This is a genomic window from Sphingobium agrisoli, from assembly GCF_041877245.1.
Lineage (GTDB): Bacteria > Pseudomonadota > Alphaproteobacteria > Sphingomonadales > Sphingomonadaceae > Sphingobium.
The window spans coordinates 167,781-190,752 of sequence record NZ_JBHDJI010000003.1 but is presented as its reverse complement, the minus strand read 5'-3'; the positions used below and the strand labels follow the sequence as shown (position 1 = coordinate 190,752).

General features: G+C 66.4%; 26 protein-coding genes. 16 read left to right on the top strand and 10 right to left on the bottom strand.

Going from position 1 to position 22,972, the window contains the following annotated elements:
- Positions 1 to 8: 8 nt before the first annotated feature.
- Positions 9 to 626, bottom strand: coding sequence for a TetR/AcrR family transcriptional regulator (locus ACETPF_RS07420; RefSeq protein WP_373933760.1), 618 nt, complete (start codon positions 624 to 626; stop codon positions 9 to 11).
- 53 nt (positions 627 to 679) lie between these two features.
- On the opposite strand from ACETPF_RS07420, the gene ACETPF_RS07415 reads away from it, so the two are divergent.
- Together ACETPF_RS07415 and ACETPF_RS07410 are read left to right on the top strand one after the other, a co-directional pair.
- Complete coding sequence (locus ACETPF_RS07415) at positions 680 to 1,531, top strand: metal-dependent hydrolase (protein WP_373933759.1); 852 nt, start codon at positions 680 to 682, stop codon at positions 1,529 to 1,531.
- A 31-nt stretch (positions 1,532 to 1,562) separates the two neighbouring features.
- Positions 1,563 to 2,123 carry a GNAT family N-acetyltransferase gene (locus ACETPF_RS07410; protein WP_373933758.1) on the top strand — a complete coding sequence of 187 codons (561 nt, stop codon included), beginning with the start codon at positions 1,563 to 1,565 and terminating at the stop codon, positions 2,121 to 2,123.
- On the opposite strand, the gene ACETPF_RS07405 is transcribed toward ACETPF_RS07410, so the two are convergent.
- From ACETPF_RS07405 to rplU, 3 genes are all read right to left on the bottom strand, one after another.
- Positions 2,093 to 2,665 (bottom strand): GNAT family N-acetyltransferase, encoded by a 573-nt coding sequence (locus ACETPF_RS07405; protein WP_373933757.1) that lies wholly within the window; start codon positions 2,663 to 2,665, stop codon positions 2,093 to 2,095. The genes ACETPF_RS07410 and ACETPF_RS07405 overlap by 31 nt on opposite strands.
- A 269-nt stretch (positions 2,666 to 2,934) precedes the next feature.
- On the bottom strand, positions 2,935 to 3,204 hold the full coding sequence (gene rpmA / locus ACETPF_RS07400; protein ID WP_009822431.1) for a 50S ribosomal protein L27: 270 nt from the start codon (positions 3,202 to 3,204) through the stop codon (positions 2,935 to 2,937).
- A gap of 33 nt (positions 3,205 to 3,237) precedes the next feature.
- Complete coding sequence (gene rplU, locus ACETPF_RS07395) at positions 3,238 to 3,534, bottom strand: 50S ribosomal protein L21 (RefSeq protein WP_328281094.1); 297 nt, start codon at positions 3,532 to 3,534, stop codon at positions 3,238 to 3,240.
- Between the two features lie 199 nt (positions 3,535 to 3,733).
- On the opposite strand from rplU, the gene ACETPF_RS07390 reads away from it, so the two are divergent.
- From ACETPF_RS07390 to ybaL, 3 genes are read left to right on the top strand one after another with little or no spacing between them, the layout of a single operon-like run.
- A complete protein-coding gene (locus ACETPF_RS07390) occupies positions 3,734 to 4,126 on the top strand; it encodes a hypothetical protein (protein ID WP_373933755.1) in 393 nt (130 codons plus the stop codon).
- A gap of 53 nt (positions 4,127 to 4,179) precedes the next feature.
- Positions 4,180 to 4,314, top strand: a complete 135-nt coding sequence (locus ACETPF_RS07385) for a hypothetical protein (protein ID WP_373933754.1) — start codon at positions 4,180 to 4,182, stop codon at positions 4,312 to 4,314.
- A 55-nt stretch (positions 4,315 to 4,369) separates the two neighbouring features.
- A complete protein-coding gene (gene ybaL, locus ACETPF_RS07380; protein ID WP_373933752.1) occupies positions 4,370 to 6,001 on the top strand; it encodes a YbaL family putative K(+) efflux transporter in 1,632 nt (543 codons plus the stop codon).
- On the opposite strand, the gene ACETPF_RS07375 is transcribed toward ybaL, so the two are convergent.
- Positions 5,998 to 7,527: a cryptochrome/photolyase family protein gene (locus ACETPF_RS07375; protein WP_373933750.1), complete on the bottom strand. Its 1,530-nt coding sequence runs from the start codon at positions 7,525 to 7,527 to the stop codon at positions 5,998 to 6,000. The two genes, ybaL and ACETPF_RS07375, sit on opposite strands and share 4 nt — an antisense overlap.
- Positions 7,528 to 7,708: 181 nt before the next feature.
- Between ACETPF_RS07375 and ACETPF_RS07370 the strand changes: the two genes are divergently transcribed.
- Positions 7,709 to 7,903 (top strand): hypothetical protein, encoded by a 195-nt coding sequence (locus tag ACETPF_RS07370; protein ID WP_373933749.1) that lies wholly within the window; start codon positions 7,709 to 7,711, stop codon positions 7,901 to 7,903.
- 1 nt (position 7,904) lies between these two features.
- On the opposite strand, the gene ACETPF_RS07365 is transcribed toward ACETPF_RS07370, so the two are convergent.
- Positions 7,905 to 9,299: a helix-turn-helix domain-containing protein gene (locus tag ACETPF_RS07365; protein ID WP_373933748.1), complete on the bottom strand. Its 1,395-nt coding sequence runs from the start codon at positions 9,297 to 9,299 to the stop codon at positions 7,905 to 7,907.
- Positions 9,300 to 9,438: 139 nt separating this feature from the next.
- Here ACETPF_RS07365 and ACETPF_RS07360 point away from each other — a divergent pair, with 139 nt between their 5' ends.
- From ACETPF_RS07360 to ACETPF_RS07315, 10 genes are all read left to right on the top strand, one after another.
- A complete protein-coding gene (locus tag ACETPF_RS07360; protein WP_373933747.1) occupies positions 9,439 to 11,031 on the top strand; it encodes an isocitrate lyase in 1,593 nt (530 codons plus the stop codon).
- 223 nt (positions 11,032 to 11,254) lie between these two features.
- The gene (locus ACETPF_RS07355) at positions 11,255 to 11,941 is read left to right on the top strand and encodes a glutathione S-transferase family protein (protein WP_373933746.1); all 687 of its coding nucleotides are present in this window, start codon (positions 11,255 to 11,257) and stop codon (positions 11,939 to 11,941) included.
- A gap of 240 nt (positions 11,942 to 12,181) precedes the next feature.
- Positions 12,182 to 13,633, top strand: coding sequence for a 3-isopropylmalate dehydratase large subunit (leuC, locus tag ACETPF_RS07350; RefSeq protein WP_373933745.1), 1,452 nt, complete (start codon positions 12,182 to 12,184; stop codon positions 13,631 to 13,633).
- Between the two features lie 112 nt (positions 13,634 to 13,745).
- The gene (gene leuD / locus ACETPF_RS07345; protein WP_373933743.1) at positions 13,746 to 14,345 is read left to right on the top strand and encodes a 3-isopropylmalate dehydratase small subunit; all 600 of its coding nucleotides are present in this window, start codon (positions 13,746 to 13,748) and stop codon (positions 14,343 to 14,345) included.
- Positions 14,346 to 14,398: 53 nt separating this feature from the next.
- Positions 14,399 to 14,716: a DUF1476 domain-containing protein gene (locus ACETPF_RS07340; RefSeq protein WP_373933742.1), complete on the top strand. Its 318-nt coding sequence runs from the start codon at positions 14,399 to 14,401 to the stop codon at positions 14,714 to 14,716.
- An 11-nt stretch (positions 14,717 to 14,727) separates the two neighbouring features.
- Positions 14,728 to 14,961, top strand: coding sequence for a BolA/IbaG family iron-sulfur metabolism protein (locus ACETPF_RS07335; protein ID WP_021237344.1), 234 nt, complete (start codon positions 14,728 to 14,730; stop codon positions 14,959 to 14,961).
- Positions 14,962 to 15,021: 60 nt separating this feature from the next.
- On the top strand, positions 15,022 to 15,354 hold the full coding sequence (gene grxD / locus ACETPF_RS07330; RefSeq protein WP_373933741.1) for a Grx4 family monothiol glutaredoxin: 333 nt from the start codon (positions 15,022 to 15,024) through the stop codon (positions 15,352 to 15,354).
- 190 nt (positions 15,355 to 15,544) lie between these two features.
- Complete coding sequence (guaB, locus tag ACETPF_RS07325; RefSeq protein WP_373933739.1) at positions 15,545 to 17,002, top strand: IMP dehydrogenase; 1,458 nt, start codon at positions 15,545 to 15,547, stop codon at positions 17,000 to 17,002.
- A 39-nt stretch (positions 17,003 to 17,041) separates the two neighbouring features.
- Positions 17,042 to 18,220 (top strand): RsmB/NOP family class I SAM-dependent RNA methyltransferase, encoded by a 1,179-nt coding sequence (locus ACETPF_RS07320; RefSeq protein WP_373933738.1) that lies wholly within the window; start codon positions 17,042 to 17,044, stop codon positions 18,218 to 18,220.
- Between the two features lie 72 nt (positions 18,221 to 18,292).
- On the top strand, positions 18,293 to 18,805 hold the full coding sequence (locus ACETPF_RS07315) for a tetratricopeptide repeat protein (RefSeq protein ID WP_373933737.1): 513 nt from the start codon (positions 18,293 to 18,295) through the stop codon (positions 18,803 to 18,805).
- Positions 18,806 to 18,993: 188 nt separating this feature from the next.
- Here ACETPF_RS07315 and ACETPF_RS07310 read toward each other — a convergent pair whose 3' ends face one another.
- From ACETPF_RS07310 to ACETPF_RS07295, 4 genes are all read right to left on the bottom strand, one after another.
- Positions 18,994 to 19,542, bottom strand: coding sequence for a pseudouridine synthase (locus ACETPF_RS07310; protein WP_373933735.1), 549 nt, complete (start codon positions 19,540 to 19,542; stop codon positions 18,994 to 18,996).
- 142 nt (positions 19,543 to 19,684) lie between these two features.
- Positions 19,685 to 20,533 (bottom strand): 16S rRNA (adenine(1518)-N(6)/adenine(1519)-N(6))-dimethyltransferase RsmA, encoded by an 849-nt coding sequence (gene rsmA, locus ACETPF_RS07305; protein WP_373933734.1) that lies wholly within the window; start codon positions 20,531 to 20,533, stop codon positions 19,685 to 19,687.
- Complete coding sequence (gene pdxA, locus ACETPF_RS07300) at positions 20,526 to 21,545, bottom strand: 4-hydroxythreonine-4-phosphate dehydrogenase PdxA (RefSeq protein WP_373933732.1); 1,020 nt, start codon at positions 21,543 to 21,545, stop codon at positions 20,526 to 20,528. The genes rsmA and pdxA overlap by 8 nt, the downstream gene beginning before the upstream one ends.
- Positions 21,523 to 22,896, bottom strand: a complete 1,374-nt coding sequence (locus tag ACETPF_RS07295; protein WP_373933731.1) for a peptidylprolyl isomerase — start codon at positions 22,894 to 22,896, stop codon at positions 21,523 to 21,525. Before ACETPF_RS07295 ends, pdxA begins: the two co-directional genes overlap by 23 nt.
- Positions 22,897 to 22,972 lie beyond the last annotated feature (76 nt).

The following is a 22,972-nucleotide window of genomic DNA, read 5'->3' as shown; positions in this document are numbered from 1 at the left end:
CGGCAAAGTTAAACCTTGGCCTGCGCGGCAAAGGTCGCTGCCTCCTGAAGCAGCGCCGACGTGAGGCTGCGCGTCGCGATCTCGCGCGCCTTTTCGCGAGACAGGCCGATCGCGGCGGCCATCGGCCCGCCGAGTTGCGAATCGCCCAGCGCCAGCAGCACCAGCATCAGCGTATTTTCGCGAATGATGTCGCCCATGTTCGGGGTCAGCGCGCTTGCCGCGAGCTTTTCGACCAGGCGGTGGATCGCCTCCACCACCGGATCGAGCGCATCCTCGTTGCCCGATGACAGCATCCAACTCGCCAACGCGCCCGCGCCCTGCGCGTCGAAGGCGTCGAAGGTCATGTCGACGATGGTGCGCGGGCTGACTTCGCCGCGCCGCGCCGCGTCCACCGCTTCGCCGATGCTGGCGGTGATCATGTCGGCCAGATGCGCGGCGAGCGCCTTCTGAAGGCCCGCCGCAGACCCGAAATGGTGGAGCAGATTGGCGTGCGTTCTCCCGATCCGCGCCGCGACGGCCTTGAGCGTGACCGCTTGCGGGCCTGCTTCGATCAGGAGCGTCCGCGCAGCCTCGACGGCGGCGAGGCGGCTTTCGTCGGGGGTGAGGCGCGCGCGGATTATTGACATCAGTGTCAGTAGCTCGTATTTACATCAATGTAAGTAAGCGAAGGAGGCGTCCCGTGACACCCACCGACCTCACCATCACTCCGCGCGATCGCCGCTTTGGACGGGACCGTGCGCGCGGGCGACATTGGCTGAACAATGATCCGATCGCCACGGCTTTCTTCAATGCGCTGTCGATCACCTTTCCGCGGGGTGAGGCCTTCTTCATCGATTCCGTCCGGGCCTTCCGCGACGATGTGCCGACGAAGCTGGCGGGGGAGATCGCCGCGTTCATCAGGCAGGAGGTGGTGCACGGCCGGGAGCATCTGGCGTTCAACCGGCAGATGACCGATCAGGGGTATGACGTGTCGCGCCTCGACGACGATGTGACGCTGGTGCTGGACCTCGCCTACGGACGCCCGCCGATCGTGCGGCTTGCCGCGACCATGGCGCTGGAGCATTTTACCGCGATCCTGGCGCATGAGTTGCTGCGCGATCCCAGCCATCTGGACGGAGCGGACCCGGAATTGGCGGCGCTCTGGCGCTGGCACGCGGTCGAGGAGATCGAGCATAAGGGCGTCGCGCATGACACATGGGTTCATGCCACCCGCGACTGGACGCGGTTCAAGCGCTGGTGGGTCAGGACGCTGATGATGCTGATCGTCACCAGGCATTTCCTGCATCATCGCGCGCGCGGCATGATGGACCTGTTGCGGCAGGACGGGATCACCGACGGGCGGGCGTGGGGCGGGTTGCTTCGCTACGCACTGGTGCGGCCCGGCATCCTTCGCCGCATAGCGCTGCCCTGGGCGGGTTATTTCCTGCCGGGCTTTCATCCGTGGGCGGTGGACGACCGCGCGCTCATTGCTCTTCCCGATACGCCCTATGCCGATGCGCGGGTGACCGGGGACATAGTCTCCCCCGCTTGACGAGGGGACGGGCGCGCTCTTTTATCGCCCCATGCCTGAAGCCCCCGTCCTCGAAACCGCCCGCCTCATCCTTCGCCCGCATCGCCTAGACGATTATGCCGCCTGTCGCCGCCTCTGGGCCGATGCCGATGTCGTCCGCTTCATCGGCGGCGCGCCGCAGGAGGCGCAGGCGGTCTGGTTCCGCCTGCTGCGCTACGCCGGCATGTGGGCGCTGCTCGGCTATGGCATGTGGGTGGTCGAGGACCGGGCGAGCGGAGCGATGCTGGGCGAGGCTGGACTGTTGAACGCGGAACGCGGCCTTGCTGAACTGGAGGGCGTGCCCGAAGCGGGATGGGTGCTGGGGCCGGACGCCTGGGGGAGGGGCATCGCGACCGAAGCGATGGCGGCGGTGCTCGATTGGGTGGACGGCCATGTCGACGCGCCGTCGATCCGCTGCATCATCGATCCGGACAATGCCGCGTCGATCAAGGTCGCCGAAAAGCTCGGCTTTGCGGCATTGACCGACGCCGACTATGGCGGCAGGCCGACGCGGGTTTTCGATCGGCCGAGACGCCGCCCCGCTCAGGCCGCCACCAGCAGCGCGTCTGCGTAAACAGCCATCGCCGGGTCGTCGTTCAACTGCCCGACGTCGCCTTCCTCGAAGATCAGGCTTTCGACCGTCGCACCGCGCGCGACGCTGAACAACGGCCGGGTTTTGCCGTCATGGCGGAAGCCGAGCTTGCGCAGGACGTTGCCAGACGCGGGGTTGTCGATGAAATGGCTTGCCCGGATGTCGGCGACACCGGCCGCGCGCGCCATCGACAGCACGGCGCGTCCTGCCTCCGTGGCGAAGCCGAGGCCCCAATAGGGCCGCGCGATCCAGTAGCCCAGTTCCGGGCGACCCTCCTCATCCAGATGCACGCCGCACCCGCCCACGAGGCGCGGCGCGCCATTGGTGCGGGTGAAGGCGAGCAGCCGGGGCAAGCGCGTATCCTGCGGCAAGGCCAGGAATGCCTCGGCGTCGGCGCGGGTATAGGGGCTGGGCACGCGGGACAGGTTCCGCGCGACGGCAGGGTCGTTGATGGCGTGGGCCAGCGCGGGCGCGTCCTCCATCCAGCCGGGACGCAGCAGCAGGCGCGGGGTGCGGGCGAACATTCTCGTCTCTCCTCTTGGGTGCGCCGTTAGCCGCCCATGATGACGGCTTGACGACGCTGCTCCTGGGCTATCGGCTTTGCTCGCATGACGCGCGAAAAGCCGCTTAGTTCCAGTGACTTGAGGGAATTTGAGGGGAAATGCCGCCCAACGCGAACAGGGGCGCCCCTCTGGTGAGGAGCGCCCCTTGTTCCCTCGGACACCGGCGTCGGAATAGTCATCCAAACGCCGGGAGGATCGCCCCTGAAGGACGACCCGTCATCGGTCGTCCGTTATTCGGCCGCTTCGGCCATTGCGTCGACCGACACATATTTGCGGCCGAGCTTGCCGGTGTGGAACACCACCTTGCCTTCGCCGAGCGCGAAGAGGGTGTGGTCCTTGCCCATGCCCACATTGCGGCCCGGATAGACGCGGGTGCCGCGCTGGCGAATGATGATGTTGCCGCCGATCACGTCCTGACCGCCGAACTTCTTGACGCCAAGGCGCTTCGACTCTGAATCGCGACCGTTGCGCGACGAACCGCCAGCTTTCTTATGTGCCATGACCTAAACTCCTTGATTCTGCTGCGCTGCGGCTCAGGCGATCGACACGATCTTGAGGATCGTGTGATTCTGGCGATGGCCGTTCTTGCGACGATAATTGTGGCGGCGGCGCTTCTTGAAGACGATGACCTTCTCGCCCTTCGCCTGCGCGATGATTTCGGCGGCGACCGTCAGCTTCGAGACATCCTTCACGTCGCTGCCTTCGCCGGCGAACAGGACGTCGCCCAGCGTGACCTTGTCGCCGGCTTCACCGGCCAGCTTCTCAACGACGATCTTGTCTCCGGCGGCGACGCGATACTGCTTGCCGCCTGTACGCACGATAGCGAACATGGCTTGTCTCTTCTCGTTCAAATCTGCTTTACGCAGATCATCGAGGAGCAAATCCTCTCGACCCGCGCGGGAATGTGGCCCGTTAGTGGAAGGACATGGCGCTGTCAACCGATCCGGCACGGTTTTGCGGGGTGGTTTTGGCAGGACCGGCGCCTTATCTATCGAGGCCCGATCTATCGAGGCCCGGGCAGGAGCGACGATGCGGCAGGACGGTGCAGACCGACGGAAGGGAAGCAAGGGGCGTCATCGCCCCGCGATTCTCGCCGCGCTCTGGACCCTGATTGCCGTCACGCTCCTGTCCGCCCTCGCGCCACTCGGTCCGCCGCTGAGCCGGGCGCGGGGTTCCGCCTTCAATCCCGCGACCAGCGACGTGGTGCTCAAGACACGCCCGGCGGTCCGCGCGGACGCGCGGCCGGAGCGGCTGCCCGATGGCAAGGCGGTGCCGTTCGTCGGGATTCTGGCGGTGCTGCCGATTCTGGCCCTGACACCGTTCGTCATGCCGGCTTTCTTCACGCGGCGGCGCGCGTCTGCCTCCGTTCCTGCCTCTCTTCGCCGCACCGGCCGGTCCCGCGCGCCCCCCATCGCGGCCTGACGATTTGAAGCGGCTCGCCCGGCGCGAGCTTTCGTCGGCACAGGAGGGACACCATGCCCCATGACGATGACCCGTTGGATGAGCGCTCCCGGCGCCGTCCGCCCTGGTGGTTCATGCCCGCGGTCATGACCGGCCTCGGACTTGCAGCCGCCATGCTGTCCATGACCATGATCAGCATCGTGGAATGACGTGAACAGGGCCGGACGCGCACATGCGCGTCCGGCCGCTTGAAGAGAAAAAACAATGCCTCACCATACACCTTTGATCGGGACCATCGTCGCCGGTCTCGTCGTCGCCTTCCTCATGGGTTCGATCGCCCATCGGCTGAAACTCTCGCCATTGGTCGGCTATCTGATCGCCGGCATCATGGTCGGCCCCTTCACGCCGGGCTTCGTGGCGGACGCCGGCCTTGCCAACGAACTGGCGGAAATCGGCGTCATCCTGCTGATGTTCGGGGTGGGGCTGCATTTCTCGCTCAAGGATTTGCTGTCGGTCAAGAATATCGCGGTGCCCGGCGCGCTGGTGCAGATCGCCGTAGCGACGCTGCTCGGCATGGGGCTGGCGCATCTGATGGGATGGACGCTGATGGGCGGACTCGTCTTCGGTCTCGCTCTGTCGGTCGCCAGCACGGTCGTGCTGCTGCGGGCTTTGCAGGGCGCGGACCTGGTCGATACGCGGCGCGGGCGGATCGCGGTCGGCTGGCTGATCGTCGAGGATCTGGTGATGGTGCTGGCGCTCGTGCTGCTGCCGGCGCTGGCCGCGGTCATGACCAGCGCGGATGGGGGCGGGGCCTCAGCGCTGCTCGCGCCGCTGCTTGGCACCTTGCTCAAGGTGGTGGGCTTCGTCGTCGTCATGCTGGTGGTCGGTCGACGCATCATTCCCTGGGCGCTGCACTGGGTCGTGCATACCGGATCGCGGGAATTGTTCCGGCTCGCCGTTCTTGCCATCGCGCTCGGCGTCGCGTTCGGCGCGGCCTATGTGTTCGACGTGTCCTTCGCGCTGGGCGCGTTCTTTGCGGGCATGATCCTGGGCGAAACCCCGCTAAGCCGCCGCGCGACCGAGGAGACGCTGCCTCTGCGCGACGCTTTTGCGGTGCTGTTCTTCGTGTCGGTGGGGATGCTGTTCAATCCCGCGATCGTGGTTGAGCAGCCGCTTCCCCTGCTGGCGACCGTGCTGATCATCGTCATCGGAAAGTCCATCGCCGCCTGGGGCATCGTCCGCGCCTTCGGCCATGCCAATGTCACCGCGCTCACCATCGCCGCCAGCCTCGCGCAGATCGGCGAATTCTCCTTCATCCTCGCCTCGCTCGGCACGGGCTTGGGCGTTCTGCCGGCGGATGCGCGCGACCTGATCCTGGCGGGCGCGATGGTGTCGATCTTCCTCAACCCCATCCTTTTCTCGATGATCGTCCGCGGCCACCGCAAGGAAGAGGATGTGCCGTCGGCCGCCGACGAGCAGGTCGCCCAGGCCATGGGCCATACGATCCTCGTCGGCTACGGCCGCGTCGGCAAGCTGATCGCCGCGCGACTGGCCGCCAAGCGCGTCGACTTCGTGGTCGTCGAGGGCGACAAGGAAAAGGCGGAGGAAGCCGGCGAGGCGGGACATATCGTCGTGCGCGGCAATGCGCTGGAGGACCGGCATCTGCGCGCGGCGGGAATCGGCGAGGCGCGCAACATGCTGATCGCCGTGCCCGAGGGTTTCGAGGGCGGCGCGATCCACGAACATGCGCGCCACCTCAACCCCAACCTGAACGTGATCGCCCGCGCGCACAGCGACGAGGAGGTCGCGCATCTCGAATCGCTGGGCGTGCCGCATATCGTGATGGGCGAACGCGAGCTGGCGTCGCGGATGCTGACATTGTGCGGGGTGGGCTAGGCCAGGCTATCGAGGAACCGCGCCGCCGCCTCGCGGATGGCGGCGCGGTCCTTCTCCGCCATCTTTTCCCAGGTGCGATACGGCATCGCCATGCGCGGGTTGCGCGCCAATATCTTCCCGTTGCGGGCGATGAAATCCCAATAGAGGGCGTTGAACGGGCAAGCGTCCTCGCCCACCCGCTGCTTGACGTCATAGCGGCAGGAGCGGCAATAATCGGACATCCGGTTGATGTAGGCGCCGCCCGCCGCATAGGGTTTCGACCCCAGCAGCCCCCCGTCGGCAAACAGCGCCATGCCGACCGTGTTGGGCATTTCGACCCATTCATACGCGTCGGCATAGACTTCCAGATACCAGATATGGACCTGGTGCGGGTCGATCCCGGCGATCAGGGCGAAATTGCCGGTGATCATCAGCCGCTGGATATGATGGGCGTAGGCATGGTGGATGGTCTGGCCGATCGCCTGGGCCATGCAATGCATGTCGGTCTCGGCGGTCCAGTAGAAGGCAGGCAGATCGCGCGTGGCGTTCAGCGCATTGCGGGAGCCATAGTCCGGCCCTTCGTGCCAATAGACGCCGCGCACATATTCGCGCCAGCCGATGATCTGGCGGATGAAGCCCTCCGCGCAGTTCAATGGCACCTTGCCGGCGCGATAACGCTTCTCCGTCTCGCGGCACAGGCCCAGCGGGTCGAGCAGCCCGGCGTTGATATAGGGCGAAAGGATCGAGTGCCACAGGAACGGCTCGTCGGTCAGCATCGCGTCCTGATAGTCGCCAAAGCGAGGCAGCGCTTCATCGAGAAACCGCTTCTGCTGGCGCAGGGCATCGGCGCGGGTCACGGCGAAGGCGAAATGGTCGAGGCTGCCGATATGGTCGGAAAAGCGATCGGCCACCATCGCCAGCACCTCTTTCGTGATGGCGTCGGGGCGGAAGCGGATCGGCTGCGGCATCAGCAGGTCGCGGCCAGGGGCGGGCTTGCGGTTATCCGCGTCGTAATTCCACTGCCCGTCCTCGGGCTGCCCCTCGTCATCCAGCAGCAGCCCGGTCTTGCGGCGCATGTCGCGGTAGAAATATTCCATCCGCATCTGCTTGCGCGCCGCCGCCCATGTGTCGAAATCGGCATGGGAGCATAGGAAACGGTCGTCCTCGTGGATGGTGACGGCCATGGCGAAGCGGTCCTGCCAGCTTTCCAGCATCGCCCGGACGCGCCATTCGCCCGCTTCGGTGACGTGGATGGCGTCGGGCGCGTGGCGCTCGACGGCCCGCGCGACTTCGCCGGTGAAGGAGCCGCTGTTGTCGGGATCGTCGAGCCTGACATAATCGACCGTCCATCCCGCGTCGCGCAGCGCCTCTGCATGGTGGCGCATGGCGGACAGGATGAAGGCGATCTTGGCCTTGTGATGCTTCACATAGGTCGTTTCGTCGGCGACCTCCATCATCAGGACGATCGCGTCCGCCTTGTCCACCGCGCGCAGTGAGGCCAGATCGAGGCTTAGCTGGTCGCCAAGGACGGGGATGAGGATGGGCATCGCCCTTCAATGGACGAGATGCCGCCTGGCTCCCAAGCTGGCCCAAAGGGCGGGTTCATCCCGTTGAGGCGCCGGGTCAATCGCGGCGCATGGCGTCGCCCCGGCGCGGGCGCGACCTTGGCGACGGCCGGAGACAGCAAACTATAGGTTTCGTTCCCCCGCTTCGGTATAGGCTATGGCGATGCGAACCACCTATGACAGCGCGACGGTGCGCCTCTATCATCTGGGCGACGACGGCGGCGCGACGACCCTGATGTACGGCCCGCTGGGCGAGGCTCTACGCGTCGCGGAGCAGCAGCCGGCCGAGGTGCAGGATGGGCTTTTCCTCGCCACCGACAATGACGTGGTCGCCTATTTGGACTTCGTGGAGGGGTAGCTTACCCCTCGAAACCGAAGGGCGCCCGCGTCCGCCGATAATCGTCGGGCAGCATGTCCCGTCCGATCGGCGGGGCGGAGCGGGCCATGCACTGGGCGCGGTGGCACAGGCGGCAGGTGACGCCGATCGGCGTTGGCTCCGGCGGCGCGCTGTCCTGCGTGTAGATCAGCCGATGGGCATGTTCGCCGGCGCAGGTCAGCGCGATCGCCCGTTCGACCTTGGGCGCGCCCCAGCCGCCACCGCCCGCCGTCACGGTGCGCGCGATCGAGAAGAAGCGTTGTCCGTCGGGCAGTTCCAGCCACTGCGTCACCACCTCGCGCGGCCGTTCGAACACGCGATGCACCGACCAGAGCGGGCAGGAGCCGCCATGCCGGGCGAAGGGAAAGCCCGCGCCGTCCAGCCGCTTGCTGACATTGCCGGCCGGATCGACCCGCAGGAAGAAGAAGGGGATGCGCTCCTGTCCCGGCTTTTGCAGCGTGGTGAGGCGGTGGGCGGTCTGCTCGAAACTGACGCCGAACTGGCGGGCGATCGCCTCGACATCATAGCGGCGGGTCTCCACCGCCTTGGCGAAGGCGGCGTAGGGCATCAGGATCGCCGCCGCGCCATGGCTCGCCAGCGCGCGCCGCGCGAGGCGACGGCTGCTCTCGCCGGAAAATTGCCCGTCTTTCAGGAGCATGTCGAAGCTCTTTCGCATTTCCAGATAGGCGATCTGGAGCGCAAGTTGGAACTGCGCGCTCGCCCCGTCGAGCGCATCGTCGAGCAGCACCGCGTCGCGGTGGCGGTCGAGCCGCCGCATCGATCCCGCCATCACGTCGGACGGCAGCCGTCGCACGCGCAGATTATGCTTGGCCCTGAGCCATCCCGTTAGGCCCCCCTCCGCTTCGGCTTCGGACGCCAGGCGCTCGCCCAGATCGTCGAGGGCGGGGAAGCAGTTGCGGCGCGCGGCGAGGAAGCGGCGCGCCTCGGCGACGGGATCGGCCGCATCCTCCTGCGCCGGGCCGCCCGCATTCTGATCGGCCAGCGCCAGATGCTCCTCGCGATAGCTGGTATAAAGGCGCAGCAGCGCTTCGGTGATCCCCGGATAGTTGACCGCGACATCGCCGGTCGCCAGCGCCGGCAGGTCGATGTCGGCGAACATCGGATCGCGCAGCACCGCCTGTAGTCGCGCGGTCTGCTCCGCGCCGCCGTCGCCCGCGACTTCGCCCATGTCGAGCTTGTAGGTGCGCGCCAGGCGCAGCAGCATGTCGGCGGTCAGCGGCCGCTGGTTGCGTTCCAGCAGCGCGACATAGGAAGCCGAAATGTCGAGGTCCGCCGCCATGTCCGCCTGGGTCAGCCCCAGCTCGCGTCGCAGCCGCCGCAGCCGCGGACCCATATAGACGGGGCGGTCCTTTGCCATGTCGCGTTCTCCTGTGTACGAGCTTTACAACTTTACACGAATATTCTGTAAAGATCGACAACTGAACCGCGCCCCGTCTTCGCGATGCCCAAACAACTGTCTAGCTCGCTGTACAAATGGTTCACCCGAGGAAGCAGACATGACCTATCACAGCGAAATCACGAAGGCCGGCGACGTCATCAGCGCGGAGAGCCACTGGGACGGCATCGCGGCCGAATCAGTCGCGCGGATGCGCCTCCAGAACCGTTTCCACACCGGCCTCGACATCGCACGCTACACCGCGAAGATCATGCGCGCCGACATGGCGGCCTATGACGCGGACCCGGCCAACTACACCCAATCGCTGGGCTGCTGGCACGGCTTCATCGGCCAGCAGAAGATGATCAGCATCAAGAAGCATTTCGGCACGACCAAGGGCCGCTACCTCTATCTGTCGGGCTGGATGGTCGCCGCGCTCCGCAGCGAATTCGGGCCGCTGCCCGACCAGTCGATGCACGAGAAAACCAGCGTCCCCGCACTGATCGAGGAACTCTACACCTTCCTGCGGCAGGCTGACGCGCGCGAACTGGGCATGATGTTCCGCGACCTCGATGCCGCGCGAGACGGTGGCAACGAAGTCGAGGCGCAGCGCATCCAGCACGCGATCGACAATTACGAAACCCATATCGTCCCGATCGTCGCCGACATCGACGCCGGCTTCGGCAATGCTGAGGCGACCTATCTGCTCGCCAAGAAATTCATCGAGGCGGGCGCCTGCTGCATCCAGATCGAGAATCAGGTCTCGGACGAAAAGCAGTGCGGCCACCAGGACGGCAAGGTCACGGTTCCGCACGAGGACTTCCTCGCCAAGATCCGCGCCGTTCGCTACGCCTTCCTCGAACTGGGCGTCGATGACGGCGTGATCGTCGCGCGCACCGACAGCCTGGGCGCTGGCCTGACCAAGCAGATCGCCTACACCCGCGCGGCGGGCGACATCGGCGACCTGTATAACGGCTTCCTCGATTGCGATCCGGTCGATCCGGCCGCGGTCGGTCATGGCGACGTGCTCATCAGCCGCGATGGTCAGTTGCTCAAGCCCAAGCGCCTGCCAAGCAATCTCTATCAGTTCCGTGCCGGAACCGGCGAGGATCGCTGCGTCCTCGATTGCATCACCGCGCTCCAGAACGGCGCGGACCTGCTGTGGATCGAGACCGAAAAGCCGCATATCGGCCAGATCGGCGGCATGGTCACCCGCATCCGGGAGGTCATTCCCAACGCCAAGCTGGTCTATAATAATTCGCCCAGCTTCAACTGGACGCTGAACTTCCGTCAGCAGGTGTTCGACGCCTGGGAGAAGGAAGGCCGGGACCTGTCCGCCTATGACCGTGCGCGGCTGATGAGCGTTGACTATGACGGCACCGATCTCGGCATCGAGGCGGACGAGCGCATCCGCACCTTCCAGAAGGACGCGGCGCGCGAGGCGGGCATCTTCCACCACCTCATCACCCTGCCGACCTATCACACCGCCGCGCTCAGCACCGACAATCTCGCCAAGCGCTATTTCGGCGAGGAGGGGATGCTGGGTTATGTGAAGCAGGTCCAGCGCGAGGAAATTCGCCAGGGCATCGCCTGCGTCAAGCATCAGAACATGGCCGGCTCCGACATCGGCGACGATCACAAGGAATATTTCGCCGGGGAGGCCGCCTTAAAGGCCGGCGGCGCGCACAACACGATGAACCAGTTTGCAGCCTGACAGGCCGCGGGGGAACCAGTTCGCGGCCTGACAGGCTGCTGCGAGCCATCGCGTGGCGCTGTGCAGACGCGCCGCGCGCTTGGGTGGAAGGACTGGACGGCCCGGCGGCGCACCGCCGGGCCGTTTTTTCATAAGCCTTGCTTATGACACCCCATAGCGGTTCCGCCTGTATCGCCGCTGCACGATCGGATAAGGCGCCCCCGTCAGTTACGGGAGATGCGCCATGTCCTATACGCTCATCACGGCTAACCGGAATTATAGCAGCTGGTCGCTGCGGCCCTGGCTATTGATGACGGCGCTGGGCATATCCTTTGAGGGCCGGATCGAGCCGTTCGCGTCCGCCACCAACTATGCCGCCTTCCGCAGCTTCTCGCCGACCGGACAGGTGCCCGCGCTCATTGATGGTGCCCGGACGATATGGGATTCGCTCGGCATCACCCTGTATCTTGCCGATCGTCATTCCGGCGTCTGGCCCGCGGACGAGGCGGCGCGCGCTTTTGCCCAATGCGCCGTCGCGGAAATGCACAGCGGTTTCGGCACGCTGCGAAGCGACTGCGCCATGAATGTTGGCGTCAGGGTGGAGCCCCATATGCCCTCTCCCGCGCTCCACCGCGACATCGCTCGCCTGCGCGAATTGTGGGAGGAGGGGCTGGATCGCTTCGGCGGGCCCTATCTTGCCGGGGCGATCTTTACCGCGATCGACGCTTTCTATGCCCCCGTCGCCTTCCGGGTGCGGACCTATGGCCTTGATGTCGGTCCGATAGGACAGGGTTGGGTGGACCATATGCTCGAACACCCCGCGATGAAGCAGTGGGAGGCAGAAGCGCTCGCAGAGACGTGGCGCGAGGATAGCCACGAGGCGGATATCGGCGCGGCGGGGCGGATCGTGGCCGACTATCGCGCGGTGTAGATCGCCTCACCCGCTTGTTCCCCGGCGAAAGCCGGGGTCCAGGGTTCGAGGCGCTGCGCGTGTGGCCCTGGGCCCCGGCTTTCGCCGGGGAACAGCTTATAAACCTTCGAGCAGCGTGACAGGAAGATTGGCGACGGATGGGCGGTGTAACTTTCTTGCCCTGCCGATGACAAAAACCGCCGCTTTCTATCGCCCCGCCCCTTTCCTGATCGGGCGGACGGGTCTAGGGGGAGGGGCATCATGGTTAAGCCCCGCACCCTCTATGAGAAGATCTGGGACGCGCACGTCGTCGAGCGCCGCCCGGACGGCACCTGTCTTATCTATATCGACCGCCACCTCGTTCATGAGGTGACGAGCCCGCAGGCGTTCGAAGGTCTTCGTCTGGCCGGCCGCGCGGTGCGCCGGCCCGACCTGACGCTGGCGGTGCCCGACCATAACCTGCCCACCACCCCGCGACGCGACGCTGCGGGCAACCGCATCCCCATCGCCGACCCCGAAAGCGCGCAGCAGCTCGCCGCGCTGGAGCGGAACGCGCCGGAATTCGGTGTGCGCCTGATCGGCGACGCGGATATCGAGCAGGGCATCGTCCATGTGATCGGGCCGGAGCAGGGCTTCACCCTGCCGGGGACGACTTTGGTCTGTGGCGACAGCCATACCAGCTCGCACGGCGCGCTGGGGGCGCTGGCGTTCGGCATCGGCACGTCCGAGGTCGAGCATGTGCTCGCGACGCAGACGCTGCTGCTCAAGCAATCCAGGACGATGGAAGTGGTGGTCGAGGGCGAACTGGCACCCGGCGTTACGCCCAAGGATGTGGCGCTCGCCATTTGCGGGCGGATCGGCACGGCGGGCGGCACCGGCCATGTGATGGAATATCGCGGTTCCGTGTTCCGCGACATGTCGATAGAAGGGCGGCTGACCGTCGCCAACATGTCGATCGAGGCGGGCGCGCGATCGGGCCTGTTCGCGCCGGACGAGAAGACCTTTGCTTATCTGGCAGGCCGCCCCCTGGCGCCCAAGGGCGCGGACTGGGACGCGGCGGTCGCTTATTGGCGGACGCTGCACACCGACGAAGGCGCGACCTTCGACAAGACGGTCGTGATCGACGCTGCCGACATCGTGCCCACCGTCACTTGGGGCACCAGCCCGGAGGATGTGGTGCCGGTGACGGGAATTGTGCCCGATCCGGACAGCTTCACCGACCCCAGCAAGCAGGCCGCCGCGCGCAAGTCGCTCGACTATATGGGCCTGTCCGCCGGCCAGCGGATGCAGGATGTGGCGATCGAGCATATCTTCATCGGCAGCTGCACCAACAGCCGGATCGAGGATCTGCGCGCCGCCGCCGCTCTGCTCAAAGGACGGACCAAGGCGCCTGGCGTCAAGCACGCCATGGTCGTGCCCGGCTCAGGCCTCGTCAAGCGCCAGGCCGAGGAAGAGGGTCTGGACCGCATCTTCCTTGAAGCGGGGTTCGAGTGGCGGGAGCCGGGCTGTTCCGCGTGCCTGGGCATGAACCCGGACAAGGTGCCCGCCGGAGAGCGCTGCGCGTCGACCAGCAATCGCAATTTCATGGGCCGTCAGGGGCCGGGATCGCGCACCCATCTGGTGTCGCCCGCCATGGCCGCCGCCGCCGCGATCACCGGACGTCTGACCGACGTGCGCGAATTGATGAACGAGAATGAGGGGGGTGCGCTGTGAAGAAGATTTTCTGGCTGCTGACATTGGGGGCGCTGGCCAGCGCCGCGATGGCCGCGACGCTCGGTCGCGCCGAAGATACGCCCGCCGCCGCCGAGGCCAAGAAGGCGCGCTGATGGAGAAGCTGACCACCGTCGAAGGCGGCGCCTATCCGTTCGGGATGAAGAATGTCGACACCGACATCGTCATCCCGGCGCACTGGCTCAAGACCATCTCGCGATCGGGTCTGGGCAAGGGCGCGTTCGAGGTGTTGCGCAAGGAGCCGGGCAACGTCTTCGACGATCCCGCCTATGCCGGTAGCCCGATCCTGATCGCGGGCGATAATTTCGGCTGCGGATCGAGCCGGGAACATGCCGCCTGGGCGCTCGCGGACTTGGGCATCAAGGTGGTGATCGCGCCGAGCTTTTCCGACATCTTCTCCGGCAACGCGTTCAAGAACGGAATCCTGACCGTCGCGCTGCCGCAGGACGCGATCGACCGGCTGCTGGACGTCGCTCGCGGCGGCGATCCTATCCATGTCGATCTGGAATCGCAGACCGTCACGACCCAGTTCCAGGATCGCTTCGCCTTTGAAATCGACCCGTTTCGCAAACATTGTCTGCTCGGCGGTCTCGACGAAATCGGCCTGACGCTGGGCGACGCTGGCGCGATCGGCCGCTACGAGGCGCGGCAGGCGCACGAACGGCCCTGGCTCGTACCCGCCGCCGTTGCGTAATCCGCCCGTGCTCCCTATCACATGATAATCGATCCAAACGGGGTTCTTGACGCATGACCACCTTCGACGACCGCGAAAAAGCGTTCGAGAATATGTTCGCCCACGACCAGGAAATGGAATTCCGCATCCAGGCGCGGCGCAACCGGCTGCTCGGTGAATGGGCCGCGGGAAAGATGGGGCTGACCCCCGAAGAGACCGACGCCTATGCCAAGGCTGTCGTGCAGGCCGATTTCGAGGAAGCGGGCGACGAAGATGTCATCCGCAAGCTGGTAGGAGACATGACCTCCGCCGGCGTCGACATCGATGAGGCAGGCGTGCGCGCCGCGCTGGACGAGCAGGCGGTAATCGCGCGCCGTATGTTCATCGAATAAGGGCGCATTCCATGCCGATGGCTGCCGACGAGATAGCGGACATGATCCGCGCCGCTATTCCGGATGCTGAGGTCGAGATCACCGATCTGGCCGGCGACGGCGACCATTATGCCGCGCGGGTGGTGGCGGAGAGCTTCCGGGGCATGAGCCGGGTCGCGCAGCAGCGCGCGGTCTATGCGGCACTGGGCGGGCGGATGGGCGGCGTGCTCCACGCCTTGCAACTGACCACCGCCGTTCCCAATTAACCGGTTTGAGACATTCGCGCCGCCCGCATGGCGTCGCCAGACAGATTGGACAAGACAGACATGACCGACGCCGTGCAGGAGCGGATCGCCGAGATCGTCAAGGGCAATGACGTGGTGCTGTTCATGAAGGGCACGCCGCTTTTCCCGCAATGCGGCTTTTCCAGCCGGGCGATCGCGATACTGGAGCATCTGGGTGTCGCGTACGACACGGTCGACGTGTTGCAGGACCAAGGCATAAGGCAGGGGATCAAGGCCTTTTCCGACTGGCCGACCATCCCCCAGCTTTACGTTAAGGGCGAGTTCGTCGGCGGCAGCGACATCATGATGGAAATGTACGAGGCGGGCGAGTTGCAACAGCTCATGACCGAGCAGGGTGTCGCCGCGGCGAACTAATCTCGCCGCCCAGGATTTTTCGGGGCGGGCTGCGTTGGCGGCCCGCCTTTTTCATGTCCGCCGACCTTTCGCACCCGCGCAACAAAATGCGCCATAGGGTCTGGCCGTTCCCCCATGAAGTGGTTACATGGGCCGCCACAAATCCCCTGGGACATGCCGCCATGTCCCGCATCAGAAAGTGGCTCGCCCCATGGATATCCGCCTTGGCCTCACCTTTGACGACGTGCTCTTGCAGCCCGGCGAATCGGACGTGCTGCCCAGCCAGGCGGATACCAGCACGCAGGTGACGCGCGAGATCAGGCTCAACATCCCTATCCTGTCCTCCGCCATGGACACGGTAACGGAGGCCGACATGGCGATCGTGATGGCGCAGCTGGGCGGGATCGGCGTGCTGCACCGCAACCTGTCGGTCGAAGAACAGGTAGAGGCGGTGCGCGCGGTCAAGCGGTTCGAGAGCGGCATGGTGGTCAACCCCATCACCATATTGCCGAGCGCGACGCTGGCTGACGCGCAGATGCTGATGACCCGCCACAAGATCAGCGGCATTCCAGTGGTGGAGCAGTCGGGCAAGCTGGTCGGCATCCTGACCCATCGCGACACGCGCTTCGCCGAAAACCCGAACCAGCCGGTCAGCGAGCTGATGACCAAGGACAATCTGGCGACGGTCAAGGCCGGCGTGGGTCAGGACGAGGCGCGCCGGCTGCTGCACCAGCGCCGGATCGAAAAGCTGCTGGTGGTGGACGACGCCTATCATTGCGTCGGCCTCATCACCGTCAAGGACATCGAGAAGGCCGTCACCTATCCGCAGGCGACCAAGGACGCCGCCGGGCGGCTGCGCGTCGCCGCCGCGACCACCGTGGGCGACAAGGGGCTGGAGCGGAGCGAAGCGCTGATCGACGCCGAGTGCGACCTGATCGTCATCGACACCGCGCACGGCCATAGCCGGCAGGTCGCGGTCGCGGTCGAAGCGGTCAAGCGCCTCTCCAACCATGTCCAGGTGGTCGCAGGCAATGTCGCCACCGCCGAAGCGACCAAGGCGCTGATCGGCGCGGGCGCCGATTGCGTGAAGGTCGGCATCGGGCCGGGCTCCATCTGCACCACGCGCGTCGTCGCGGGCGTGGGCGTGCCGCAGCTCACTGCCGTCATGGATTCGGCCGAGGAAGCGCACAAGCATGGCGTTCCCGTCATCGCCGATGGCGGCCTTCGCACCAGCGGGGACGTGGCGAAGGCGCTGGCCGCCGGCGCGGGCTGCGTCATGGTGGGGTCGCTGCTGGCCGGCACCGCCGAAGCGCCGGGCGAAACATTCCTCTATCAGGGGCGCGCCTATAAGAGCTATCGTGGCATGGGGTCCGTCGGCGCGATGGCGCGGGGAAGCGCGGACCGCTATTTCCAGGCGGATATCAAGGACCAGATGAAGCTGGTGCCCGAAGGCATTGAGGGGCAAGTGCCGTTCAAAGGGCCGGCCAAGGATGTCATCCACCAGCTCGTCGGCGGGGTGAAGGCGGCGATGGGCTATACCGGCAGTCGCACGATCAAGGATCTTCAGGAGCGCGCCCGCTTCGTCCAGATCACCAATGCGGGCTTGTCCGAAAGCCATGTCCATGACGTGACGATCACCCGGGAAGCACCCAATTATCCGACCCGTTAACCTGTTTGTAACGCACCCGGAACAGGGTGCCCGACCATAATGACACCATCGGCTCGCATCCAGGCGGCGATCGAACTGCTCGACGCTATCATCCTCTCCGCGCGTGACGGCGGCCCTGCCGCCGACACGCTGATCGCTCGTTATTTCAAGGACCGGCGCTATGCCGGATCGCGTGACCGGCGGGCCGTGCGCGAGCATGTCTATCGCGCCATCCGCCGCGCCGCTGAGCGGCCCGATAACGGCCGGGCCGCGATGGTGGGCCTGGCCCGTGACCTGCCCGAAATTGCAGCCCAGTTCGACGGATCGCCGCACGGCCCCGCGCCCATCGTGGCGGGCGAGCCGGCCGCCGCGCCGGGCGCGGTGCCGGGCTGGATCGCGCCGCTGCTCGCCGCGCTGGTGGAACAGGATGCGCTGCTGAGCCGCGCGCCGGTGGACCTGCGGGTCAACAGCCTGAAAGCCCGCCCGGCCGATCTTGCCGCGCTGCTTCCCGACGCCGATCCCATTCCCGGCCTGGCCGACGCGCGCCGCCTGTCCGAAGGCTTCCCGATCGAGCAGAATCCCGCCTGGAAACAGGGGCTGGTCGAGGTGCAGGATGCCGGCAGCCAGATGATCGTGCAGGCGTGCGCGGCTCAGCCGGGCATGACCGTGGTCGATATGTGCGCGGGGGCCGGGGGCAAGACGCTGGCGCTGGCGGCCGCTATGGGGGGGCAAGGAACGCTGATCGCCGCCGACACGATCCGCGCGCGACTGGCGCGCCTTGGCCCTCGCGCCGACCGGGCGGGCGCGACCTTCATCGAGACGCTGCTGCTCGACCAGAGCCATGAGGCGCGAGGGCTGGAGAGCCTGAAGGGGCAGGCCGACCTTGTGCTGGTGGACGCACCCTGTTCCGGGACAGGCACCTGGCGGCGCAATCCGGAGGCACGCTGGCGCCTGACCCCGGAGCGGCTCGACCGGCTGGTGGCGGAGCAGGCGCGCATCCTCGACTTTGCAGCGCCGCTGCTGGCGCCGGGCGGCGCGCTGGTCTATGCCACTTGCGCGTTGATAGATCGGGAGGGGCGCGATCAGGTGGAGGCATTTCTTACTCGTCATGGTGGCTGGGAGAGCGAATCGCTGGCCCTGCCGATCGGCCGGCCGCATGGCGGCGGATGGCTGCTGACGCCGGGGCATGACGGGACGGACGGTTTCTTCTTCGCGCGTTTGCGGCGGAAAGCGCCTTAAACAGGCATGGACATGGGCCTGCAAAATGGCGAGGATCGGGAATCAACGCCTGAAACATGGCTGGAGTTTGTGATGCGTTTTACCCCTGCCTCGATTGCCCTCGCCGCCGTGCTGACCACCGTTTCGAGCGTCGGGCTCAGCCAGAAGCCCGACAGTCAGATCAGTCCACAATCGATCGAATGGCAGAAGGCGGGCGAGGCCGCGCGGCAAGCCGGCAACCTGACCGGCGCTACCGACGCGCTGGAAAGCGCGCTGGCGCTCGATCCGCGCAACCGCGCCGCCTATGTCGAACTGGCCGAGGTCGCACGCGCGCAGGGGCTTCAGGGCAAGGCAATCCGGCTTTACAAGGAAGCGCTGCTGCTCGACCCTACCGATGTCGTGGCGCTGGCCGGGCAGGGCGAGGCTATGGTGGAGAAAGGCGCGATCGCGAAGGCGAAGGATGTGCTGGCGCAGGCGCAAGCGCTCTGCAAGGGCAATTGCGCACCCGTCGGCAAGCTTGCCGCCGCGATCCAGAAGGGGCCGCCGGCGGTGGCGATGACGAGTCCCGTGCCCGCGCCGAAGGTCGCGCCGACCGAAACGCCTTAACTTCCCTTCTCCCGGCGGGGGAGAAGGATAGGAAGCCTCGCCGCGTAGCGGCCAGGCGGAGTTGGATGAGGGGATCGGGCGGGCGTTCGGGTATTTCCTGACGTCGCTTCACCCTCACCCGGCTACGACCAAGCAGCACGCTGCCGAGTCTTTGTACCCTTCTCCCTTGGGAAGAGGGGTAATTTGAGCTAAACGCTCACCTCCCGCCATTCCCCCGGCGCGAGGCCGTCCAGCGTCCAGTCGCCGACCGACCAGCGCACCAGCCGCAGCGTCGGGTGGCCGACCGCCGCCGTCATGCGGCGGACCTGCCGATTGCGACCTTCGCGGATGGTGAGGCGGAGCCAGCAGTCGGGCACGCTTTTGCGGACGCGGATCGGGGGATCTCGCGGCCAGAGGTGCGGGTCGTCCATGCGGTCGGCTTCGGCGGGGCGGGTGAGGCCGTCTTTCAGCGTCACGCCGCGGCGCAGCGCGTCCAGCGCGCCGTCGTCCGGCGCGCCTTCGATCTGGACCAGATAGGTTTTGGGCAGCTTGAACTTCGGGTCGGCGATTCGCGCCTGGAGCCGCCCGTCGTCGGTCAGCAGCAACAGCCCCTCGCTGTCGCGGTCGAGGCGGCCGGCGGGATAGACGCCGGGGACGGATATGCAGTCGGAGAGGGTGGCGCGCGCCGTGTCGGTGCCCCGGTCGGTGAATTGCGAGAGCATGTCATAGGGTTTGTTGAACAGGATCAGCCGGGGCATGGGTGACAAACATCCTCCCCAGCAAGGGGAGGTGGCATCGCGCAGCGATGACGGAGGGGTGTCGCCCCCTCGATAGGTCCACACCCCTCCGTCTGGCTGCGCCAGACACCTCCCCTGCCAGGGGAGGATGTTTGTACCGCGTTCAACGGCTCAGTACCCGCGCCACGTCCACAAACTCCTCGACACTCAGCGTTTCGGCGCGGCGTTGGGGATCGATGCCGAGCGCGGCCAGCGCGTCGAGCGCGCCGGGGAGGCCCTTGAGGCTCTGGCGCAGCATCTTGCGGCGCTGGCCGAAGGCGGCGGCGGTGAGGCGTTCGAGATGTTTCAGGTCCACGCCTTGCGGAGAGGGCTTGGGGGTGATGTGCACCACCGCCGACCTGACCTTGGGCGGCGGGGTGAAGGCGCTGCGGTGCACCTTCATCGCGACGCGGGCGTCGCTGCGCCACTGGGAGAGGACGGCGAGCCGGCCATAATGGTCCGTGCCCGGCTTTGCGACGATGCGCTCGGCAACCTCCATCTGGAACATGAGGGTAAGGCTCGCCCACCAGGGCAGAGGTTCCCATGCTGCCGACAGCCAGCCGACCAGTAGCGGCGTCCCGACATTATAGGGCAGGTTGGCGATGATATGCGCGCTATTCCCCGCTTCGGCGCGAGCGTCCACCTGCATCGCGTCGCCGGAGATGACCCGCAATTGGCCTGGAAACGCCTCTTGCAATTCGGCGAGGGCAGGAAGGCAGCGGTCATCGCGCTCGACCACGACCAGCCGCGCGCCGGCGCGCAGGATCGCGCGGGTGAGGCCACCGGGGCCGGGGCCGACCTCGAAGGCGGGGGCGTCCTGGAGCGGGCCGGGTATGGCGGCGATCCGGGCCAGCAACTGTTCGTCCAGCAGGAAATTCTGCCCCAGCGCCTTGCTGGCGGCGAGCCCGTGGCGCGCGATCACGTCGCGGATGGGCGGCAGGTCCGGCTTGCGGGCCGGGGGCGTGTCAGCCATGGACGATGCGCGCGCGCGCCGATTCCGCCGCCATTTTGAGCGCGGCCATCATCGCGCCGGGATTGGCGCTGTCCTTGCCGGCTATGCCAAAGGCGGTGCCATGATCGGGTGATGTCCGCACGATCGGCAGGCCGAGCGTCATGTTGACGCCTTCGTCGAAATTCAGGGTCTTGATCGGGATCAGCGCCTGGTCATGATACATGCAGAGCGCTGCGTCATAGGTTTCGCGGGCGCGAGCGTGGAACATGCCGTCGGCGGCGAGCGGGCCGACGATATCCAGCCCCTCGGCCCGCAGTTGCTCCACGGCCGGGCGGATCACCTCGATCTCCTCGCGGCCCAATGCGCCATTTTCGCCGGCGTGGGGATTGAGGCCGGCGACGGCGAGGCGGGGACGAGCAATGCCGAAATTGCGCTGCAAACCCTTGACCGTGGTCAGGGCGCGGGCGCGGATCAGGTCGATGGTGAGCGCGGCGGAAACGTCGGCAAGCGCGATATGGATAGTAATCGGCACGACCTTCAAGGACGGGCCGGCAAGCATCATCACCGCATTATGGGGCGCGACGCCGCAACGTTCGGCGATGAATTCGGTCTGGCCCGGATGGGTAAAGCCGACGCCATAAAGCTGTTCCTTGCCCACCGGTGCGGTCACGATCCCCGCCGCTGATCCCGACCGGGCGAGGCCGACCGCGACCTCAAGCGCCTCGAACGCCGCGCGCGCGCCGTCGATGCTGGGGGTGCCCGGCACGATCGGCCCGGCGTCGGCGACCTGAAGGCAGGGGAGGGCGGACCCGAACAAGGCGGCGGCTTGGGAAGGCGAATCGATCTGGGCGACCGGCCCCAGCCACACCGCGCGCAGCGAAGCCGCGTCGCCCACCGCGAAGAAGGGCGGCAGGCCGCGCGCTTCGCGCATCACCCAGCTTTTGGCGACGATTTCCGGCCCTATGCCCGCCGGATCGCCGAGCGGAACGGCGAAGGGCGGGAGGGGCGCGTCAATTATATTCGATGACGGCATCGCGGCGAAGATCGCGCAGATAGATGCGGGCGCGCTTGTTGACCCGTTCTTCTTCAAGCTGCGCCTGGATTTGCTCGGCATTGGGGGCGTTGGCCGACTGCGGGTCGTCGCGGCCGCAGACGACGAGCACGCGCACACCTTCGTTGATCGATCCGAAGGGCGGAGTCGCCTCGCCGACCTGAAGGTTCATCAGGATTTCCTGCAACTGGGGCGGCAGGTCGCGGACCTTCACATTGTCATTGTCGACCACGTCCGCGCCGACCTTGGCACCGATCTCGTTGGCCTGGCCGCAGCCCTTGATCTCCTTGATCGCGGCGGCAAAGCTTGCGGCCTTGGCGCTGGCTTGCTCGCGGGTCGTGCCCTGCGGGAAGAGAACCGACAGCTGCTTGAGGCTGAGGAGCGAATCGCGCGGATCGGCGGTCAGCACCTTGCGCTTGTCCATCACGTAGATCAAAGACACGCCGCCGGCGACGGGGATGGGCCCGGCGATCTGGCCGACCTGCATCTCGGTCGCCGCCTGGGCGAGTTCGGGCGGGAGCTGCGCCGGGCGCACCCAGCCAAGGTCGCCGCCGACCGCCGCCGTCGATGCTTCGGAAAATTGGCGGGCATAAGCCTGAAAGCTGCCGCCCTTCTGGATCTGTTCGATGATATTGCGCGCGTTGGCGATAATCTGGTCCTGGTTTTCAGGCGTCGCCGACAGATAGATTTCGCCGATTCGATATTCGTCGCTGCCCTTGGCGGCGTTCAACCGATCGACGACCGACTTCACTTCCTCCTCCGACACGTTGACGAAGGGCTGGATGTTGCGGCGGAGCAGCCGGCTCCATGCCAGCTCGCCCTCGATCTGCCGCTTGATGCTCGCGGCCGAACTGCCTTGGGTGCGCAGGTAAGCGTCGAACTGGGTGGGCGAGCGGCGGAAATTGCCCGCGACCCGTTCGTAGCTCTGGTTGACCTCGGCCGGATCGATCTTGATGTCGTTGGCGGCGGCTTCCTGGATCTGGAGCGTCTCGTCGATCAGGTTGCGGAGCACCTGCACGCGCAGCCGCTCCTTTTCCTCGTCCGACACCTTGCCGCCATTGGCGGTGATGATGAGGGCCAGGCGCTGGTCGACATCGGTGCCGGTGATGATGCGGCCGTTGACGATCGCCGTCGCCTTGCGGACATTGGGGTCGCTCTTGCCGAAGACGGTGACGTCATTGGGGATATTGAGCTGCTGCGTGGCGACTCCGCCGTCGTCATCGACCGACTGCGCGCATACCGGCTGCAATCCGGTGGCGAGCAGGGCGGAGGACAAGAACATGGCGCGCGCGCCGCGGATCAGGCGGCTGGACGGGGAAACGGCGGGCAGCATCGTCGGCAAAAATCTCCACTCGGTCCCGCGCCTGATGCGCGGGTCCGCCTTAACCGGCCCTGACGGGGTTGCGGGA

What these genes read in the sequence shown, in the direction of transcription:
- ACETPF_RS07385 (WP_373933754.1), top strand. Translation starts at nt 4,180, where the DNA reads ATGCCCCATGACGATGACCCGTTGGATGAGCGCTCCCGGCGCCGTCCG.
- ACETPF_RS07320 (WP_373933738.1), top strand. Translation starts at nt 17,042, where the DNA reads ATGACACCATCGGCTCGCATCCAGGCGGCGATCGAACTGCTCGACGCT.
- rsmA (WP_373933734.1), bottom strand. Translation starts at nt 20,533, where the DNA reads ATGGCTGACACGCCCCCGGCCCGCAAGCCGGACCTGCCGCCCATCCGC.
- leuD (WP_373933743.1), top strand. Translation starts at nt 13,746, where the DNA reads ATGGAGAAGCTGACCACCGTCGAAGGCGGCGCCTATCCGTTCGGGATG.
- ACETPF_RS07420 (WP_373933760.1), bottom strand. Translation starts at nt 626, where the DNA reads ATGTCAATAATCCGCGCGCGCCTCACCCCCGACGAAAGCCGCCTCGCC.
- ACETPF_RS07375 (WP_373933750.1), bottom strand. Translation starts at nt 7,527, where the DNA reads ATGCCCATCCTCATCCCCGTCCTTGGCGACCAGCTAAGCCTCGATCTG.
- leuC (WP_373933745.1), top strand. Translation starts at nt 12,182, where the DNA reads ATGGTTAAGCCCCGCACCCTCTATGAGAAGATCTGGGACGCGCACGTC.
- ybaL (WP_373933752.1), top strand. Translation starts at nt 4,370, where the DNA reads ATGCCTCACCATACACCTTTGATCGGGACCATCGTCGCCGGTCTCGTC.
- ACETPF_RS07390 (WP_373933755.1), top strand. Translation starts at nt 3,734, where the DNA reads ATGCGGCAGGACGGTGCAGACCGACGGAAGGGAAGCAAGGGGCGTCAT.
- ACETPF_RS07340 (WP_373933742.1), top strand. Translation starts at nt 14,399, where the DNA reads ATGACCACCTTCGACGACCGCGAAAAAGCGTTCGAGAATATGTTCGCC.
- rpmA (WP_009822431.1), bottom strand. Translation starts at nt 3,204, where the DNA reads ATGGCACATAAGAAAGCTGGCGGTTCGTCGCGCAACGGTCGCGATTCA.
- ACETPF_RS07360 (WP_373933747.1), top strand. Translation starts at nt 9,439, where the DNA reads ATGACCTATCACAGCGAAATCACGAAGGCCGGCGACGTCATCAGCGCG.
- ACETPF_RS07310 (WP_373933735.1), bottom strand. Translation starts at nt 19,542, where the DNA reads ATGCCCCGGCTGATCCTGTTCAACAAACCCTATGACATGCTCTCGCAA.
- ACETPF_RS07315 (WP_373933737.1), top strand. Translation starts at nt 18,293, where the DNA reads ATGCGTTTTACCCCTGCCTCGATTGCCCTCGCCGCCGTGCTGACCACC.
- pdxA (WP_373933732.1), bottom strand. Translation starts at nt 21,545, where the DNA reads ATGCCGTCATCGAATATAATTGACGCGCCCCTCCCGCCCTTCGCCGTT.
- ACETPF_RS07335 (WP_021237344.1), top strand. Translation starts at nt 14,728, where the DNA reads ATGCCGATGGCTGCCGACGAGATAGCGGACATGATCCGCGCCGCTATT.
- ACETPF_RS07405 (WP_373933757.1), bottom strand. Translation starts at nt 2,665, where the DNA reads ATGTTCGCCCGCACCCCGCGCCTGCTGCTGCGTCCCGGCTGGATGGAG.
- ACETPF_RS07365 (WP_373933748.1), bottom strand. Translation starts at nt 9,299, where the DNA reads ATGGCAAAGGACCGCCCCGTCTATATGGGTCCGCGGCTGCGGCGGCTG.
- ACETPF_RS07355 (WP_373933746.1), top strand. Translation starts at nt 11,255, where the DNA reads ATGTCCTATACGCTCATCACGGCTAACCGGAATTATAGCAGCTGGTCG.
- guaB (WP_373933739.1), top strand. Translation starts at nt 15,545, where the DNA reads ATGGATATCCGCCTTGGCCTCACCTTTGACGACGTGCTCTTGCAGCCC.
- ACETPF_RS07410 (WP_373933758.1), top strand. Translation starts at nt 1,563, where the DNA reads ATGCCTGAAGCCCCCGTCCTCGAAACCGCCCGCCTCATCCTTCGCCCG.
- ACETPF_RS07295 (WP_373933731.1), bottom strand. Translation starts at nt 22,896, where the DNA reads ATGCTGCCCGCCGTTTCCCCGTCCAGCCGCCTGATCCGCGGCGCGCGC.
- ACETPF_RS07370 (WP_373933749.1), top strand. Translation starts at nt 7,709, where the DNA reads ATGCGAACCACCTATGACAGCGCGACGGTGCGCCTCTATCATCTGGGC.
- grxD (WP_373933741.1), top strand. Translation starts at nt 15,022, where the DNA reads ATGACCGACGCCGTGCAGGAGCGGATCGCCGAGATCGTCAAGGGCAAT.
- rplU (WP_328281094.1), bottom strand. Translation starts at nt 3,534, where the DNA reads ATGTTCGCTATCGTGCGTACAGGCGGCAAGCAGTATCGCGTCGCCGCC.